This window comes from Mycobacterium sp. smrl_JER01, assembly GCF_048513595.2.
Lineage (GTDB): Bacteria > Actinomycetota > Actinomycetes > Mycobacteriales > Mycobacteriaceae > Mycobacterium.
Window position 1 is genome coordinate 4,622,940 of record NZ_JBLXXK020000001.1, and the last position, 16,682, is coordinate 4,639,621.

17 protein-coding genes and 1 tRNA gene are annotated in these 16,682 nt (G+C 69.4%); 10 read left to right on the forward strand and 8 right to left on the reverse strand.

Annotation, left to right across the window (positions count from 1 at the left end):
- Position 1 precedes the first annotated feature (1 nt).
- The 4 genes from gdhA (at position 2) to ACNUDN_RS21620 (ending at position 4,818) form a co-directional block, all read left to right on the forward strand.
- On the forward strand, positions 2-1,351 hold the full coding sequence (gene gdhA, locus ACNUDN_RS21605; protein WP_419123800.1) for an NADP-specific glutamate dehydrogenase: 1,350 nt from the start codon (positions 2-4) through the stop codon (positions 1,349-1,351).
- Between the two features lie 125 nt (positions 1,352-1,476).
- Positions 1,477-2,679, forward strand: coding sequence for an NAD(P)/FAD-dependent oxidoreductase (locus ACNUDN_RS21610; protein ID WP_419123801.1), 1,203 nt, complete (start codon positions 1,477-1,479; stop codon positions 2,677-2,679).
- Positions 2,676-3,572: an RNA polymerase sigma-70 factor gene (locus ACNUDN_RS21615; RefSeq protein ID WP_419123802.1), complete on the forward strand. Its 897-nt coding sequence runs from the start codon at positions 2,676-2,678 to the stop codon at positions 3,570-3,572. Before ACNUDN_RS21610 ends, ACNUDN_RS21615 begins: the two co-directional genes overlap by 4 nt.
- Positions 3,573-3,579: 7 nt before the next feature.
- The gene (locus tag ACNUDN_RS21620) at positions 3,580-4,818 is read left to right on the forward strand and encodes an aminodeoxychorismate synthase component I (protein WP_419123803.1); all 1,239 of its coding nucleotides are present in this window, start codon (positions 3,580-3,582) and stop codon (positions 4,816-4,818) included.
- Here the strand turns inward: ACNUDN_RS21620 and rsmI are convergent.
- Positions 4,801-5,637 carry a 16S rRNA (cytidine(1402)-2'-O)-methyltransferase gene (gene rsmI, locus ACNUDN_RS21625; protein WP_419123804.1) on the reverse strand — a complete coding sequence of 279 codons (837 nt, stop codon included), beginning with the start codon at positions 5,635-5,637 and terminating at the stop codon, positions 4,801-4,803. The two genes, ACNUDN_RS21620 and rsmI, sit on opposite strands and share 18 nt — an antisense overlap.
- Before the next feature lie 126 nt (positions 5,638-5,763).
- Here rsmI and ACNUDN_RS21630 point away from each other — a divergent pair, with 126 nt between their 5' ends.
- A complete protein-coding gene (locus ACNUDN_RS21630) occupies positions 5,764-7,266 on the forward strand; it encodes a dolichyl-phosphate-mannose--protein mannosyltransferase (protein ID WP_419125255.1) in 1,503 nt (500 codons plus the stop codon).
- 127 nt (positions 7,267-7,393) lie between these two features.
- Here ACNUDN_RS21630 and arcA read toward each other — a convergent pair whose 3' ends face one another.
- Positions 7,394-8,602, reverse strand: a complete 1,209-nt coding sequence (gene arcA, locus ACNUDN_RS21635) for an arginine deiminase (RefSeq protein ID WP_419123805.1) — start codon at positions 8,600-8,602, stop codon at positions 7,394-7,396.
- Between the two features lie 45 nt (positions 8,603-8,647).
- On the opposite strand from arcA, the gene soxR reads away from it, so the two are divergent.
- Together soxR and ACNUDN_RS21645 are read left to right on the forward strand one after the other, a co-directional pair.
- A complete protein-coding gene (gene soxR, locus ACNUDN_RS21640; protein ID WP_419123806.1) occupies positions 8,648-9,082 on the forward strand; it encodes a redox-sensitive transcriptional activator SoxR in 435 nt (144 codons plus the stop codon).
- 57 nt (positions 9,083-9,139) lie between these two features.
- A complete protein-coding gene (locus ACNUDN_RS21645; RefSeq protein ID WP_419123807.1) occupies positions 9,140-9,748 on the forward strand; it encodes an alpha-ketoglutarate-dependent dioxygenase AlkB in 609 nt (202 codons plus the stop codon).
- Between the two features lie 18 nt (positions 9,749-9,766).
- On the opposite strand, the gene ACNUDN_RS21650 is transcribed toward ACNUDN_RS21645, so the two are convergent.
- Both ACNUDN_RS21650 and ACNUDN_RS21655 read right to left on the reverse strand, forming a co-directional pair.
- Complete coding sequence (locus tag ACNUDN_RS21650) at positions 9,767-10,438, reverse strand: DUF5642 family protein (protein WP_419123808.1); 672 nt, start codon at positions 10,436-10,438, stop codon at positions 9,767-9,769.
- A gap of 28 nt (positions 10,439-10,466) precedes the next feature.
- Positions 10,467-11,126, reverse strand: coding sequence for a DUF5642 family protein (locus ACNUDN_RS21655; protein WP_419123809.1), 660 nt, complete (start codon positions 11,124-11,126; stop codon positions 10,467-10,469).
- A 368-nt stretch (positions 11,127-11,494) separates the two neighbouring features.
- Between ACNUDN_RS21655 and lpqN the strand changes: the two genes are divergently transcribed.
- Positions 11,495-12,199 (forward strand): envelope biogenesis lipoprotein LpqN, encoded by a 705-nt coding sequence (gene lpqN / locus ACNUDN_RS21660; RefSeq protein WP_419123810.1) that lies wholly within the window; start codon positions 11,495-11,497, stop codon positions 12,197-12,199.
- Between the two features lie 9 nt (positions 12,200-12,208).
- On the opposite strand, the gene ACNUDN_RS21665 is transcribed toward lpqN, so the two are convergent.
- Together ACNUDN_RS21665 and pat are read right to left on the reverse strand one after the other, a co-directional pair.
- On the reverse strand, positions 12,209-13,042 hold the full coding sequence (locus tag ACNUDN_RS21665; protein WP_419123811.1) for a shikimate 5-dehydrogenase: 834 nt from the start codon (positions 13,040-13,042) through the stop codon (positions 12,209-12,211).
- Positions 13,039-14,037, reverse strand: coding sequence for an acetyltransferase Pat (pat, locus tag ACNUDN_RS21670; protein ID WP_419123812.1), 999 nt, complete (start codon positions 14,035-14,037; stop codon positions 13,039-13,041). Before pat ends, ACNUDN_RS21665 begins: the two co-directional genes overlap by 4 nt.
- A 172-nt stretch (positions 14,038-14,209) precedes the next feature.
- Here pat and ACNUDN_RS21675 point away from each other — a divergent pair, with 172 nt between their 5' ends.
- Both ACNUDN_RS21675 and ACNUDN_RS21680 read left to right on the forward strand, forming a co-directional pair.
- The gene (locus ACNUDN_RS21675; RefSeq protein ID WP_419123813.1) at positions 14,210-14,701 is read left to right on the forward strand and encodes a MarR family winged helix-turn-helix transcriptional regulator; all 492 of its coding nucleotides are present in this window, start codon (positions 14,210-14,212) and stop codon (positions 14,699-14,701) included.
- Positions 14,702-14,727: 26 nt separating this feature from the next.
- The gene (locus ACNUDN_RS21680; RefSeq protein WP_419123814.1) at positions 14,728-15,162 is read left to right on the forward strand and encodes a DUF5313 domain-containing protein; all 435 of its coding nucleotides are present in this window, start codon (positions 14,728-14,730) and stop codon (positions 15,160-15,162) included.
- Between the two features lie 251 nt (positions 15,163-15,413).
- Here the strand turns inward: ACNUDN_RS21680 and ACNUDN_RS21685 are convergent.
- Positions 15,414-15,486, reverse strand: a tRNA-Ala gene (locus ACNUDN_RS21685).
- Between the two features lie 86 nt (positions 15,487-15,572).
- Complete coding sequence (gene sepX, locus ACNUDN_RS21690; RefSeq protein WP_419123815.1) at positions 15,573-16,649, reverse strand: divisome protein SepX/GlpR; 1,077 nt, start codon at positions 16,647-16,649, stop codon at positions 15,573-15,575.
- Positions 16,650-16,682: the final 33 nt, after the last annotated feature.

The window sequence follows — 16,682 nt, forward strand, 5'->3', positions numbered from 1 at the left end:
CATGGCCGCGTTACACGCCGAACTGCACGACATCTACGACGAGGTCGCCCGGCGTAACCCCGGCGAGGACGAGTTCCATCAGGCCGTCTACGAGGTGCTCAACAGCCTGGGCCCGGTCGTCGACAAACACCCCGACTACGTCGACACCGCGGTGATCCGGCGTCTCTGCGAACCCGAGCGGCAGATCATCTTCCGGGTGCCCTGGCTCGATGACGCCGGCACGGTGCAGATCAACCGCGGCTTCCGGGTCGAGTTCAACTCCGCGCTCGGGCCTTTCAAAGGTGGCCTGCGGTTCCATCCCTCGGTCTATCTCGGCATCGTGAAGTTTCTCGGCTTCGAGCAGATCTTCAAGAACTCGCTCACCGGAATGCCGATCGGAGGCGGGAAAGGCGGTTCGGACTTCGACCCGAAGGGCCGCTCCGATAACGAGGTGATGCGGTTCTGCCAGTCCTTCATGACCGAGTTGTACCGGCACATCGGCGAATACACCGACGTGCCGGCCGGCGACATCGGTGTCGGTATGCGCGAGATCGGCTACCTGTTCGGGCAGTACAAGCGGATCACCAACCGCTACGAATCCGGCGTGTTCACCGGCAAGGGTCTGACCTGGGGTGGATCCCAGGTACGCACCGAGGCCACCGGATACGGAACGGTGTTCTTCGTCGACGAGATTCTGCGCTCGCGGGGTGAGTCCTTCGACGGCAAGCAGGTCGTGGTCTCGGGGTCCGGCAACGTCGCGATCTATGCCATCGAGAAAGTGGCCGCGCTGGGCGGCACCGTGGTGGCGTGCTCGGATTCGACCGGCTATGTCCGCGACGAGAAAGGCATCGACCTCGACCTGCTCAAGGAGATCAAGGAACGCAAGCGCGGCCGCATCGCCGACTACGTCGAGGCGCGGGCCGGAGCGGCACAGTTGGTGACGGCCGGCAGCGTGTGGGAGGTGCCGTGCGAGATCGCGCTCCCGTGCGCCACCCAGAACGAGCTCTCCGGCGAGCACGCCGCGCTACTGATCGACTCCGGGTGCCGCATCGTCGCCGAGGGCGCCAACATGCCCTGCACCCCGGAAGCCGTCAAGCGTTTCGACGCCGCCGGTGTCACCTTCGCCCCCGGTAAGGCGGTCAATGCCGGTGGCGTGGCCACCAGCGCACTGGAGATGCAGCAGAACGCCTCTCGCGACTCGTGGACGTTCGAGGACACCGAGGCCCGGCTGGCCGGCATCATGCGCCGGGTGCACGACCGCTGCCTGACGACGGCCGACGAGTACGGCCAACCCGGCAGTTACGTGGCGGGAGCCAACATCGCCGGTTTCATCCGGGTCGCCGACGCGATGCTCGCGCTCGGTCTGGTGTGACAGGGCTGGTGTGACCGGGCTGGTGTGACAGGCTCATGGGTGATCTGAGCCACAGTCGCGCCCCTGCTGTCACACTGCGACGGCGCGCGGTGTCTTGAGGGCACAACCCTTCGAGAGGAGACACCATGACCACACCGGAGACCACACCCGAGACCACACCGGACACCCACGTCGTCGTGATCGGCGGCGGCTACGCCGGCGTGATGGCGGCCAACCGGTTGATGTCGCGCACCGGGGTGCGGGTCACCCTGGTCAACCCCCGACCCGAGTTCGTCGAACGCATCCGGCTGCACCAGCTCGCGGCCGACAACGACGACGCGGTCGAGGACTACGCCCGCGTCCTCAACGCCGGTGTGCGGTTGGTCGTCGACACCGCCGAACGCATCGACGCCACCGCCCGCCGGGTGGCGCTGGCCACCGGCGCCGCGCTGGACTACGACTACCTCGTCTATGCCGTCGGCAGCACCGGCGACGTGCCGGCAGCAGTCCCCGGCGCGGCCGAATTCGCTTACCCGCTGAGTGAACTGGAACAGGCGAGGCGGCTGCGCGAGCGGCTGAACGATCTCGCCACGCCGGCACCGGTGGTGGTGGTGGGCGGCGGTCTGACCGGGATCGAGGCGGCATCGGAGTTCGCCGAGGCCGGACGCAGCGTGGCGGTGGTCAGCCCCGTCGTCGGCCCGTCACTGAGCGCACCCGGACGCCGCTCGGTGATCAAACGGCTGCGCAAGCTCGGCGTCACCATCGTCGACGGTCCGGGCGCGGTGGTCGCCGGTGTGACCGCCGACCGGGTCACGCTGGCCGATGGCCGATCCCGGCCCAGCGCGGTGACGGTGTGGACTGCCGGCTTCGGGGTCCCCGGGCTGGCGGCGGCCAGCGGCCTGCGCACCGACGGTCTGGGCAGGGTCTGCACCGACGAGACCCTGACCAGCATCGACGACGACCGCATCGTGGCTGCCGGGGACTGCGCCGCCCCGTCCGGGCTGCCCTACCGGATGAGCTGTCAGGCCGGTCTGCCGTTGGGCGCGCAGGCCGCCGACACCGTGCTGGCCCGCATCGCCGGCACCGCTCCCGCGGACGCGAGGGTGCCGATGACCGGTCAGTGCATCAGCCTGGGCCGGGGTGCGGGCACCGTGCAGTTGCAGCGCCGGGACGACACCCCGGTGAACCTCTACATCGGCGGGCGCACAGGCGCTTTCGTCAAGGAACAGGTATGCCGCTTCACCCTGAAGTGGCTCGGCTCGGAGGCCGCCGAACCCGGCTCCTACACGTCCTTCAAAGGCCCGGACCGGTCGGCGGCAATCGCCGCGGCGGCGGTGCCCCTGCGATGAGCACGGCCGCCGGCGCCGAACACGCCGAACGGTTCACCCATCTGCGACCGTTGCTGTTCACCATCGCCTACGAAATCCTGGGCAGCGCAACGGAATCCGACGACGTCCTGCAGGAGAGTTACCTACGCTGGGCCGAGGTGGACCTGGACGCGGTGAGCGACACCAAGGCCTACCTGGCCCGGCTGGTCACCCGTCAGGCGCTCAACTCGCTGCGGTCGCAGTCCCGCCGCCGCGAGGACTACGTGGGGCCCTGGCTGCCCGAACCGCTGCTGACCGCCCCGGATCCATCCGCCGATGTGGTGCTCGCGGAGTCGGTGTCGATGGCCATGCTGGTGGTGCTGGAGACCCTGAGCCCCGACGAGCGGGCGGTGTTCGTGCTGCGGGAGGTGTTCGGCTTCGGCCACGACGAGATCGCCGCGGCGCTGGACAAATCCGCCGCGTCGGTGCGCCAGCTGGCGCACCGCGCCCGCGCGCACGTCCAGGCCCGGCGCAGGCGCTTCGAGCCGGTCGATGCGAAGCTGTCCACCGAGATCACCACGAAGTTCTTCGCCGCCGCCGCCACCGGCGACCTGGACGGGCTGATGGCCATGCTGGCCCCCGACGTGGTGTGGACGGCCGACAGCGACGGCAAGGTCAGCGCGGCCAGACGGCCGGTGGCCGGTGCCGACCGGGTGGCCCGGCTGATCCTGGGTTTCGTCCGGCTCGGCGGGGTCGACGGGCGGGTCGAACCGGCGGTCTACAACAGCGCCCCTGCGCTGGTGCTCTACCTGGGCGAGCACCTCGAGGGGGTGGTGACCTTCGAGGTGGCCGACGGCCGGATCACCAATTTCTATGCGATGCGCAATCCCGAGAAGCTGGCGGGCGTGCTGGTGCCGCGACAGATCAGCCGATAATGGGCCGGTGCGCATCGAGCGGCTCGGCGATCTGGGCAGTGCCCCGGCGGTGCTCAGCACGCTGGCCGCGGCCGCGGCACGGCTGGCCCTGCCACCACCGGCCGCGCTGATCGGAGACTGGTTCGGATCGCGGGCGGTGATCGCACCGACCGTCGACGCCACCCCGGCCGACCCTCGGGACGTCTTCGACGTCAGCCCCGGCAGCCGGTGCGACGGGCCGGTGGGCGGCGGCTGGTTCGGGTACCTGTCCTATCCCGACGGTGGCGCCGACGGCCGGCCATCCCGTATCCCGCAGGCCGCGGGCGGATGGTCGGATTCGGTGCTCCGATGCGATCGCCACGGCCACTGGTGGCATGAAAGCCTGAGCGGTGCAGCACTTTCCGATTGGGTGACGGATGCCTTGAGCATGCGTCCAACCCCGGGAACCGCCGTCATCCGCTGGGGTGAGGCCGACCGGCACGCCCACCGCCGTGGGGTCCAGGCGTGCCTGGCGGCGATCGCGGCCGGCGAGGTGTACCAGGCGTGTGTGTGCACCCAGTTCGCCGGGGTGCTGGACGGAGAACCGGTGGACTTCTTCGTCGAGGCCGCCGCGCGCACGGTGCCGGCCCGCGCCGCCTTCGTGGCCGGCACCTGGGGTGCGGTGGCGTCGCTGTCTCCGGAACTGTTCCTGCGCCGTCGCGGCGAGGACGTCATCTCCAGTCCCATCAAGGGAACCCTGCCCGACCATGCCGACCCGGCCGCATTGCGCGCATCGGTCAAGGACGTCGCCGAGAACATCATGATCGTGGACCTGGTGCGCAACGACCTGGGCCGGGTTGCCCGCACCGGTTCGGTGTCGGTGCCCGAGCTGCTGACGATCCGTCCCGCACCGGGAGTGTGGCATCTGGTGTCGACGGTGGCCGCGCAGGTGCCTGCCCAACTGCCGATGGCCGCGTTGCTGGACGCGACGTTTCCGCCGGCCTCGGTGACCGGCACGCCGAAGGGCCGGGCACGCGAACTGCTGATCGGGTGGGAACCCGCGCGCCGCGGTGTCTATTGCGGCACAGTCGGTCTGGCCTCGCCGGCGGCCGGGTGCGAACTCAACGTGGCGATCCGGACCGTGGAGTTCGCCGCAGACGGGGGCGCGGTGCTCGGGGTGGGCGGCGGCATCACCGCCGATTCGGATCCGGACCGCGAGTGGCAGGAGTGCCTGGACAAGGCGGCCTCGATCGTTCGTCGCGGCGCCGGGTCACTGACGCGCTCGTAGCACCGCGTCGTAGAGCTCGCGCTTGGACGGCGACCCGGGGTTCGCGGTGACCACCTGCGCGCACGCGTCCTTGACCCGCATGCCGTCGTCGACCAGTCGGTTCACCTGCGCCACCAGCTCGTCGGGGTCCACCGACGGCGTCGCCCCCGCCAGCACCACGGTGATCTCGCCGAGCACCCCGTCGGCGGCCCAGTCGGCCAGTTCACCCAGCGGTCCGCGCACGATCTCCTCGTGGGTCTTGGTCAGTTCCCGGCACACCACCGCCCGGCGCCCGGGGCCGAGGACCTCCACGGCGTCGCCGAGCAGTTCGGCCAGCCGGCGCGGTGACTCGAAGAACACACAGGTGCGCGGTTCGGCGGCCAGGCTCTGCAGCCAGTTGCGTCGCGCCGCCTGTCGGCGCGGGGCGAACCCCTCGAAACAGAACCGCTCGGACGGCAGGCCGGCGACGGCGAGCGCGGTGGTCACCGCGGACGGGCCGGGCAGACAGGCGACGGTGAGGTCGTTGTCGACGCAGGCGGCCACCAACCGGTAGCCGGGGTCGCTGATCAGCGGCATGCCGGCGTCACTGACCAGCAGCACGGTCGCCCCGCCCTTGATGTCATCGAGCAGCGCGGGCACCCGGGACGCCTCGTTCTGGTCGTAGAGGCTGACGATTCGGCCTGACGGTTTGACCTCGAGGGCCTGTGCCAGGGTGCGAATCCGACGGGTGTCCTCGGCGGCGATGACATCGGCGCTGCGCAGCGCGCGTACCAGGCGCGTCGACGCGTCCGACGGCTGTCCCAGCGGCGTCGCGCCCACCAGCAGTCGTCCGGCCGTCATGCCCCACAGCCTACGATCGCAACCGTGAGCGCCGCCGCCGACGTGAGGAGCGAGAACGCCGCCGAGGGCTCGAGGAGCACGAACACCGGCGCGGAGCAGGTCGACCGAGACGGCCGCTCGGTCCCGCTGATCAGCCCCGGCCCACTGGTGCCCGTCGCCGACTTCGGACCGCTGGACCGGCTGCAGGGCTGGATGATGACCGCGGTCATCACCGCGCTCGCCGCGCTGAGCCGGTTCCTGAACCTCGGCTCCCCCACCGATGCCGGCACCCCGATCTTCGATGAGAAGCACTACGCCCCGCAGGCCTGGCAGATGGTGCACAACGGCGGGGTCGAGGACAATCCCGGCTACGGGCTGGTGGTGCATCCGCCGGTGGGCAAACAGTTGATCGCGATCGGTGAAGCGATCTTCGGCTACAACGGTGTGGGCTGGCGCTTCTCGATCGCGGTGTGTGGCGTGGTGCTGGTCCTGCTGGTGGCCCGCATCGCGCGGCGGATCAGCCGGTCCACCCTGGTGGGCGGGATCGCCGGCCTGTTGCTGATCGCCGACGGAGTCAGCTTCGTGACCGCCCGCACGGCGCTGCTCGACGGGTTCCTCACCGTGTTCGTGGTGGCCGCGTTCGGCTGCCTGATCGTCGACCGCGACCAGATGCGCGAACGCATGCACCTGGCGTACCTGGCAGGCCGGATCGCCGAGACGGCATGGGGGCCGCGCCTGGGCGTGCGGTGGTGGCGGTTCGGGGCCGGGGTGCTGCTGGGCCTGGCCTGCGCCACGAAGTGGTCGGGGCTGTACTTCGTGCTGTTCTTCGGCGTCATGACGGTGGCCTTCGACGTCGCGGTGCGCAAGCAATACCACGTGCCGCGCCCCTGGCTGGGAACCATTCGCCGCGATGTCGGCCCGTCGCTGTACGCCTTGGTGCTGATCCCGTTCGGGGTGTACCTGGCGTCCTATACGCCGTGGTTCGCGTCGGAGACCGGCGTGAACCGCCACGAAGTGGGTCGCTCGATCGGCCCGGACAGCGTGCTTCCGGTCCCGGATGCCCTCCGATCGCTGTGGCACTACACCTACGCGGCCTACCGTTTCCATTCCGGGCTGACCAACGCCGACGGCAATTACCACCCGTGGGAGTCGAAACCGTGGACGTGGCCGATGTCGCTGCGACCGGTGTTGTACGCGATCGACACCGAGAACGTCCCCGGGTGTGGCGCGCAATCGTGCGTGAAGGTCGTCATGCTGGTGGGCACCCCGGCGATGTGGTTCCTGGCGGTGCCGGTGCTGGCTTGGGCGGTGTGGCGCACGTTCGTCAAGCGGGACTGGCGCTACGCGGTGCTGCTGGCCGGCTACACCGCGGGGTTCCTGCCGTGGTTCGCCGACATCGACCGGCAGATGTATTTCTTCTACGCCGCGACCATGGCGCCGTTCCTGGTGATGATCATCGCGATGATCCTGGGCGACATCCTCTACAAACCCGGGCAGAACGCCGAGCGGAGGACGCTGGGGCTGTTGGTGGTGTGCATCTACGTCGCGGTGGTCATCACCAACTTCGCCTGGCTCTACCCGATCCTGACCGGTCTGCCGATCTCGCAGCAGACGTGGAACATGCAGATCTGGCTACCGTCCTGGCGCTAGCGCAGGGTGCGACTCGCTCGCGAGGGTGCGACTCGCTCGCGAGGGTGCAGTCACGGTAGCGCCCACGCCCGGTTCGCTACAGGGGGTGCACTCTCGCGGCGCAGCGGGCCGCAGCGCGGCGGGCGTGTCAGAGTGGCTCGCGGCCGGCCGGACAGGACATGCACCGCGGGCCGCCGCGCCCGGTGCCCAGCTCCGAGGCCGCGATCGGCAGCACCTCGATACCCGAATCCACCAGCCGGGCATTGGTTTCGGTGTTGCGCTCGTAGGCCACCACCACACCCGGTGCAAGTGCCAGCGTGTTGTTGCCGTCGTCCCACTGTTCACGCTCAGCGGTGACCGGGTCGAGGCCGGTGTCGATCACCCGCAACTTGCCGATACCCATCGCGTCGGCCGCGGCGTCGACGAACGGCGCGGCACGGCCGATCTTCACCCCGCCCGATTCGCGCCGGATCGTGAACGCCGTCAGCGAGTCCTGGATGTTCGGATACATCACCACGGCGTCGGTGTCGACCATCGTGCACACCGTGTCCAGATGCATCTGGGCCCGCTCCTGAGCGATCGGCACCGCCAGCACGGTGTGGGCCAGGTCGTCGTCGAACAGGCTGCGCGCCAACGCTTCTGCACCGGCCGGCGTGGTGCGCTCCCCCACTCCGACCGCGACCACGCCGGGGGCCAGCAGCAACACGTCGCCGCCCTCGATCGGCGCCGACCGTGATTCGTAGGCCCGTCGCGCACCGAGGAAGCGGGGATGGTGGGCGTAGATCAAGTCGGTCAGCGATGTTTCCCGCACCCGAGCATGCATCGACAGCGAGGTGATGGCCACCCGCGGCCCGATCCAGAACGACGAGTCCCGGGTGAACAGCAGGTTGGGCAGCGGGTCGATGACGAAGTCACCGCCGTGATGCATGCGGCGCACCAGCGACAGCTCGTTCTCGCCGAACGGCAACTCGTCGAAGGTCATCCCGGCCATCAGGATCCGCGCCAGCGCCGGCGCGTCGAGTGTGCGCAGGTACGCCGAGAGTTCCTGGGCCAGCGGCACACCGAGGCGGCGGGCATCGACCGCCGCCGAGATACCGTGCATCCGGGCCGCCCCGCTCTTGGCCAGCGCCTCGGTCAGCAGGTCGCCGAGCAGCAGCACCTCGACCCCGCGGGAACGCAACAGGTCGGCGAATGCGTCGTGCTCCTGCTGAGCCCTGGCCACCCAGGGCAGCCCGTCGAAGAGCAGGGTGTCGTTGTTGCGTGGTGTCAGGCGCTGCAGTTCTGGGCCCGGCCGGTGCAGGATGACGACCCGCAGCCTGCCGACCTCCGAATTACACCCGAGTGCCGCATCAGTCACGGTTAGCACCGTAACCCGAAAAGCACCTCAACTAGGGTTGAGGTCATGGAGTCGCCCCACGAACTCACCCCAGGTGAGCTGTCGGTGCGCAGCGGGGTCGCGGTGTCGGCACTGCACTTCTATGAACGCGAAGGCCTGATCGCCAGCAGGCGCACCGGCGGCAACCAGCGGCGCTACCCCCGCGACACGTTGCGCCGGGTGGCGTTCATCCGGATGTCGCAGCGTCTCGGCATCCCGCTGGCCCGGATCCGCGAGGCGCTGGCCACCCTGCCGTCCGATCGGGTGCCCACCAGCAAGGACTGGGCCAAGCTGTCCGAAGGCTGGCGGGAGGACCTCGACCAGCGCATCCTGCACCTGCAGCGGCTGCGCGACAACCTCGCCGGGTGCATCGGCTGCGGCTGTCTGAGTTTGAAGGTGTGCGCGCTGGCCAACCCCGGGGACGTACTCGCCGACGAGGGACCGGGCGCGGTACGGCTCTGACAGTTCGGGACACGCGTCCGCGCGGCTTTCGAACGCGTGTGCGATAGACTTCCGGACATGGAGCCGGCTCTGCAAAGCTCTCTGTTCGACCACTCCGAGCGTCGTGACCTCGGCCACGGCGCGTGGCTGGAGGTGCGTTCCGGGTGGTTGGGGCAGGACGGTTGTGCCGACGACGCACTCTTCCGGGAACTGCGCGATCAGATTCCGTGGCGCGCCGAGCGGCGGCAGATGTACGACCGGGTGCTGGATGTGCCGCGCCTGGTCAGCTTCCACAATCTGCTCGACGGATCCGCGCCGCACCCCCGACTCAAGCAATTGCGCCGCCGGCTCAACGATGCGTACGCCGGGGAACTCGGCGAACCGTTCGTCTCGGCGGGCCTGTGCCTGTACCGCGACGGCAACGACAGTGTGGCCTGGCACGGCGACAACATCGGCCGCAGCAGCACCGAGGACACCATGGTGGCGATCGTGGGACTGGGAGCCACAAGGGTTTTCGCGTTGCGACCCCGGGGCGGCGGGCCGTCGCTGCGGCTGCGGCACTGCCACGGTGATCTGTTGGTGATGGGCGGATCCTGTCAGCGCACCTGGGAACACGCGGTGCCCAAGACCGCCCGCCCGACCGGGCCCCGGATCAGCATCCAGTTCCGCCCCCACGACGTGCGGTGACCCCGGGACCCGGGGGTTCTAGCCTTTGATCAGTCCGACCGTCTGCGCGACCAGGTCACGGGCGCGTTGGGTGTCGACGTGGGCGACCGGCTTGTCGGGGACGACGAGCGGGTTGGCGGTGACGATCACGATGAAGGTGCCGAAGTGGGCGACGTAGTTGTACAGCTCGCCGGTGCGCGGGCCCTCCGCGGTCACCGTCTGCAGCACCCGGTGGGTGCCCACGGTCTGTACCCCGTCGATCTGCGGGGCTTCCACCACCTCGACCAGACCCCGGATCCCCGCGCCGGTGAAGGTGACCTTGTCGCATTGCTCGGTGGGCGAGTTGACGGGCACCGGCTCGGACGTCTCGACGGCGATGACGATGTAGCGCACGCCCTCGCCCTCGGCGGTGGTCGCCGCCATATTCCCTTTGACACCTTCGGAAAGGGTCTGCCGGCCTGCCGACTCCGCGCAGTCGGCAGGGTCGAAGGTCAGACCGGGAGGCAGCTGCTGCGCCGTGAGGTACCGCGGGTCGATACCGGTCGGCCCGACGGAATTCACCGTGAACGGCGCAGGGAAGCTGGACTTGAGGTCGGCGACCCTGGCGATGTCGGCCCGCGCGACGTCCTCGGACTGGCCGGAACCACAGGCCGCCGTCAACCCGGCGCAGATCGCCGCCGCGACGGCCAGGTGTTTCGCTCGGTTCGACATCGCCGCCAATGTACCTGCGCCGGCCCGCTCATCCGCGCAGCGTCGACACCGTCGTGGCGAGCAGATCGGATCCGAAACCCGGCCCGAGCGCGGGGTGCGGCGCCCCGGGGTCGGTGACCACCGCGACGAAACAGATGTAGTCACCCAGGTAGGCGACGAAAGTCTCGGAATGCGAATGTGTTTCGGTGCCGCCTTCCACGACGGTGGTGGCCGCGCTGCTCATCCCGGCGGTCTGGGCGGCGGGTATGTCCGGCCCGGGAAGTGCGGTGACCGCGGCGGTCGAGTGCCCCGACACGACCGTCCAGTGCACACATTCGGCGCCGAGTTCGGGTGCCGGCGCGACCGGATCCGCTGCGGCTGCCACCACCGCGTAGACGATCCCGCCTGGCCCCGAGGCCGACCAGCCCCGCGCACTCGCCGGATCGACCGCGGGCGCTCCCAGCGCCGCGCACGGCGGCGGATCGGCGGCCGGCAGATCACCGAAACCCCACGCTGCGAACGGCGACGGTGCACCCGCGTACGGCGTCACCTCGTATCCGTCCGGAAGTTGGTCCCGGGCCCGGTCGATGCGTGCGGGATCGATTGCGAGGGCGACCACGTCCGGAGTCACCGGGGTCGGCTGCGGTTCCGGCGGCGTGGCGCACGCCGCGCCCGTCAGGGCCAGCGCGCAGAGGGCGATCAGCCTCACGCGCCGTTGATACCACGGATGAACCGGCGCCGATGCGCGACGCTCGGATCGGGCACGGCGGTGTCCATGCGCCGTGACGGTTGCGCGACACCGGGGACGTCGCCACGCGAGAAGTCCGGAAAAGGTCGCTGCGCACCGGCGAACGAACACCGGCGGTGTTCGGACTCCCGATCGTCGGGCCGGTCCAGGCAACACCTACCGTCGCCCGATCCGGGCGGACGATTTCGGCAAACTCGACCGCACCCGATCCAGCAAATTCGCTAGCCTGGTGCCTGAAAACCCCCTTCCGGCTCGATATGCTGCGCTGCGATCGGCCTTCACCGCTCACAGACCGTGTCGCACCCGGGGGCCGGCGAACAGGAGACGACATGACCATCGCCATGCGGGCCGGCGTCGCCGCCATCGCCGCCGTCGCTCTCGGAATCGGATTGTCCGCCTGCAGTTCGGGCAACTCGGGTGAGGATGCCGACGCCGCCTCGCCCGAGACGACCGCGCAGAACGCGCCTGCCGACACCCCCGGCGCGGCCCCCTCCCCGACACCCGCTGCCGGCCCCGGAATCACCCTCGCCCAGTACGTCGAGGAGAACGGCATCACCGAAACCCCGGTGCTGCGTGGCGATCCGGGCGCCCCGACGATCAATCTGCCGTTCCCCCAGGGGTGGGAGGCCGCCGGACCGCGCGGACCCGAGGGTGCCTACGACGCGCTGATCTTCACCGCCGACCCGGCGGCGCAGACCCCGCCGACCATCGTGGCCTTCGTCACGAAGCTGACCGGGGACGTGGACCCGGCGAAGGTCATCGAGTACGCCCCCAACGAGACGCGCAACCTGCCCGGCTTCCAAGGTCCGGACTCCGGTGAGCCCAGCAGCCTCGGCGGCTTCGACGCCACGCAGATCGGCGGCTTCTACACCAAGGACGGCCTCAATCACATGGTGGCGCAGAAGACCGTGGTGATACCCGGACAGGACGGACTGTTCGTGCTCAAGCTCACCGCCGACGGCACCGAGGATCTCGCGTACCCGCTGATGGAGGCCACGGCGGCCATCGACGAGCAGACCACCATCACACCCTGAGCACCGCGCTCAGGCGCGTGAGAGCGCTGAGGCCTCGGCGATCTGCTCGGGGCTGGGGCGCACCCCGGTGTAGCGCTCGAACTGTTCGGCGGCCTGCAGTGCGATCACCTCGGCGCCGGTGATCACCCGGGTGCCGGCCTGCCGCGCCGCCTTGACCAACGGGGTCTCCGACGGTAGCGCCACCACGTCGAAGACGGTGTCCGCCGCGGCGATCGCGGTCGGACCGAACGACAGGTCGTGCTCTTCGGCGCCGCCGGCCATGCCGATCGGCGTGACGTTGACGATGATCGGCGCCGCGACGGTGTCGATGTCGGCGGTGTAGGTGTAGCCGAGTCGCTCGGCCAGCGCGCCACCGGCTTCGGGGTTGCGGGCCACCACGACACCGGTGCCGAAGCCCGCTCCGACGAACGCGGCACCGACCGCCTTGGCCATACCTCCGCTGCCGCGGATCGCCACCGGCAGGCCCGGCTTGAGCCCGTGCGCTGCGATGAGCTGTTGCACCGCCAGGTAATCGGTGTTGGACGCGGTGAGCCGGCCGCCGGGCACCGACACGTCGTTGACGATGGTGTTGACCGATTCGATGGCCTGCGCCGACGGTTCGACGATGTCGACGAGACCGAGCACGTCCTCTTTGAACGGCATCGAGATCGAGCAGCCCCGGATGCCCAGGGCGCGCACTCCGCCGATGGCCGCGACGATGTCGGTGGTGGTGAACGCCTTGTAGATGAAGTCGAGCCCGAGCAGCTCGTAGAGGTGGTTGTGGAATCGGGTGCCGATGTTGCTCGGCCGTCCTGCCAGCGAGATGCACACCGTGGTGTCCTTGTTCAGCGGCGGCCGCGTCATCCGGCAGCCCGGATCACCTGGCGTGCCACTGCGCGGATGCGGGCGACGAGTTCAGCGCTCAGCGGCAGGTCGTCGGCCTTGGGCACCGCGATGTCGGTGACGACCACCCCGAGGTCGTCGCGATGCCAGGCCGCGCCGTAGCGGTCCAGGATCGACCGCATGGCGTAGTTGTCGCTGAGCACCCTCGCGGTGAAGCGCTGCACGCCGTCGTATCCCGCGGCGACCGAGATCGCGCTCATCATGAACGTGCCGATACCCCGGCCCTGGTAGGCGTCTCCGACGATGAACGCGATCTCGGCCTCCTGCGGGTTGTTCATATCGCGGACGAACCGGACGTCGGCGACCACCGGCCCGTCCGGCCCTTCGGTCATCACGAAAACGAAGTGGTCCAGGTAGTCCACCTCGAACAAATAGGCCAACAACGACTTCGACGGTGTCCGTACCGATTGGAAGCGCCGGTAGAGGGTCTCGTTGGAGAACTCGACGGGGCCGTTGGCGGTGCGCTCGACATCGCCGGGCAGCACCGGCCGCAGGTAGAGCACCGAGCCGTCGCGCATCTGGACCGGGATCGGGGTGATGAACGCGGCGAGGCGCTGCCGTGCGGTCCGCACCAGGCGGTCCATCATTCCCGGGACTTCGAGCATGGTGGCGAAGGCTTCCCGGCCGCCCACCCAGCCGGTCAGCGGTTCGGTGGCCACCACGGTTGCGGTCCTGGGAGCGTCACGCAGCAGGGCGATCTCGCCGACGATGAGGCCAGGGGTGAGTTCCACGACGGTGTCATGTCCGTCCAGGCCGGTGTGGGTGACCTCGGCGCGGCCGGTACCGATCAACAGGAAGGACACCGCCAGCTCGTCCTGCTGCATCAGCACCTGCCCGACGGCGGCGGTCAGTGGACGCAGCTGGGCTGCCAGCGGCACCAGCGCCTGCACGCTGATCCCGTCAAACACGGTCAGCGCCGCGAGTTCGTCGGCGCGCACCGCGATCAGCCCGGACACAGTCTCGAGGCTACGGGCGTGCGGGAACGTCGGGCAAGGATGCGGCGGGTCCGTCAGCAAAGGCCCGATGTGAGGCGCGTCGCGACGGCGGTGACCCGGGCGTCGTGGTGACGCACGGTGGTGACGCACGCGATATTGCTTGCACCCTAATAGTTAGGGAACGATGGAAATCATGGCTACGCAGACCACCCCTGCGCCCGACCCGCTCGCTCTGGAGCGGCAGGTGTGTTTTGCGCTGGCCGTCACCAACCGGGCTGTCCTGGCTGTGTACCGGCCCTTGCTGGAGCCGCTCGGACTGACCCACCCGCAGTACCTCGTCATGTTGGCGCTGTGGGATCACCACAAGCGCTGCGCGGGACGCCCCGTGCCGATGTCGGTCAAACAGATCGCCGGCACCCTGCAGATGGACTCGGCCACGCTGTCGCCGATGTTGAAGCGGCTGGAATCGATCGGCATGATCACCCGAACCCGCAACACCGCCGACGAGCGTTCGACCGACGTCCGCCTCACCGAGGCCGGTGAGGCGTTGCGGCAGCGCGCGCTGGACATTCCGCCGGCGGTGATCGCACGCCTCGGTGTCGACCTGACCGAACTCGAACACCTGCATGACGTCCTGACCCGAATCAACACGGCCGCCCTTGCGGCCGGGGCACTACAGTCCTGACAACCCGCTCATCCGAAGGAGCGCCGATGACCAGCGCCGAACCAACCGGCACCGCCACACCCGGCTTCTGGCAGTACCTCACCTACTGCTACGGGCGGCGGCTGCCGGCGTCGATGAACCGCTGGGTCGCCGAGGACCTCGCCGGACAGGGCGCGGTGCGCAGGCACATGATCCGCTACGCGATTCCGCCGTTGCTGATCCTGGCGCCGCTGTGGCTGCTGCCGGCCCCCATCTACATGCGCCTGGAGATGACGGCGCCCATCTACATCTGGGCGTTGCTGATGGCACTGGCCCTGAACAAGGTGTGGCGCCGGCACCGGCTGGCGCGCCACGGTCTCGACCCGAACCTGGTGGACGTGATCAAGCGCAAGAAGGACGCTCACATGCACGATGAGTACATCCGCAAGTACGGGCCGCGCCCCGAGGACTCCAAGTCGCAGTCCAACAGCAGCCCGTTCTGACCCGGTGCCGGTTTGTGCCGGACAGACCCGGGTACCTGGACGCAAGCAGAGGTCCATCACGAGGTTTGGTTACGCCGGGCGTCCTCTGCGAGGCGGTCGCCCGGGGTGACCACCGCGGTTGAGATCACAGCACCGGCCTGGGCGGCCGCCGCCCATCCGAGCTGCGCGCGAATATGCCGCGGCCGCAACGGTTTCAGAGTCCCGACAGACAGCAAAAACCCCGGCCGACGGCCGGGGCTTCCCTGGTGATGTGGAGCTAAGGGGAATCGAACCCCTGACCTACTCGATGCGAACGAGTCGCGCTACCAACTGCGCCATAGCCCCTGGTGCCGGTACAGGCTATCAGCCACCGGCCACCGGCAGAAATCGGTCCTCCACCCCGCCTGCGAGCGCCGCGGGTAGCCGGCTCGCTACTGCCCCGCCGCTCGCGGGAGGTCGTAGTGCCGCGAGAACGGGACATAGTCGAGGTGTTCGAAGGCGGGGTCTTCGTCGTCGATCTCCAGCACCGCGGCACCGGGCCGGCGCAGCCGTGACGGCGTGACGTCGAACTCCACATCGCTGGTGTTCTCGACCCCGAGACGGGACCTGGCCAGCCGCTGCGCACGCCGGCGGCGCAGTTGTTCCTCGATGCGGGTCTGGCGGCGCAGGTAGGCCAGATACAGGGCGGTGACCACACCGACCGCACCGCACACGTACCACATCGACGATGACCAGGTGAACGCCGCGACCGCACTGGTGAGCAGCAGCACCGCCATCACGGCGATGGTGCGGGCACGGAACCGGTACTTGCGCGCCGAGACCGCCGCCGCGGTGGTCGACTCGCGGCGGCGCCGCCGCGACTCGCTGATCGAATCCGCAACGCGCAGATCTCTTTCGGACTCGGCCGGATCTGCAGCCTCGTCTGCGTCCGTGGAGTCGTCCTCCCAGTCGGTGGAGTCGTAGTATTCGTATTCGTCGTCGATCACCGAGTAGACGCCGGTGTCCTCGGCAGACGCGGTGACCCGCCGGTCCTGCTCCGGTTCGTCCAGATCTCCGCGCGACTCGCTGTCGTCGTCGCCGTAATCGAGGGGCAGTTCATCGGCTTCGGCGACCGCCACCGGCTCGGACACCGGCTCTGCCTGCTCCCGCGCGCCTTCCGTCAGCGCCCCGGAATCCTCGACGACGTCCACGTCGAGGTAGTCGGGCTCGTCGTCCTCGTCGTCGTTGGCCACCATCACCACGGTGCGAGCCGGGGCCTTCGCGTCGGCCTCGTCGAGATCGTCGTGGTCGTCGGCCGGGGGTTGCCAATCCGGATCGCTGCGATGTCCCGCCGCGGGGCCTCGCCGACGCAGCCGGGCACCCGCCCCGCTGTTGAGCACCCGGGTGGCCAGCGCGACGTCGCTGGTCCGCCGCACCGCGTCACGCTTGCTGATCAGCATCGGGACGAGCACGAACAGCCAGAGCACGACGAGCGAGATCCAGAGGAGAGATTGGGGGATGCTTGGCATGGCGCCTGCTCCTTTCCCCATCAGGCTAGGTCT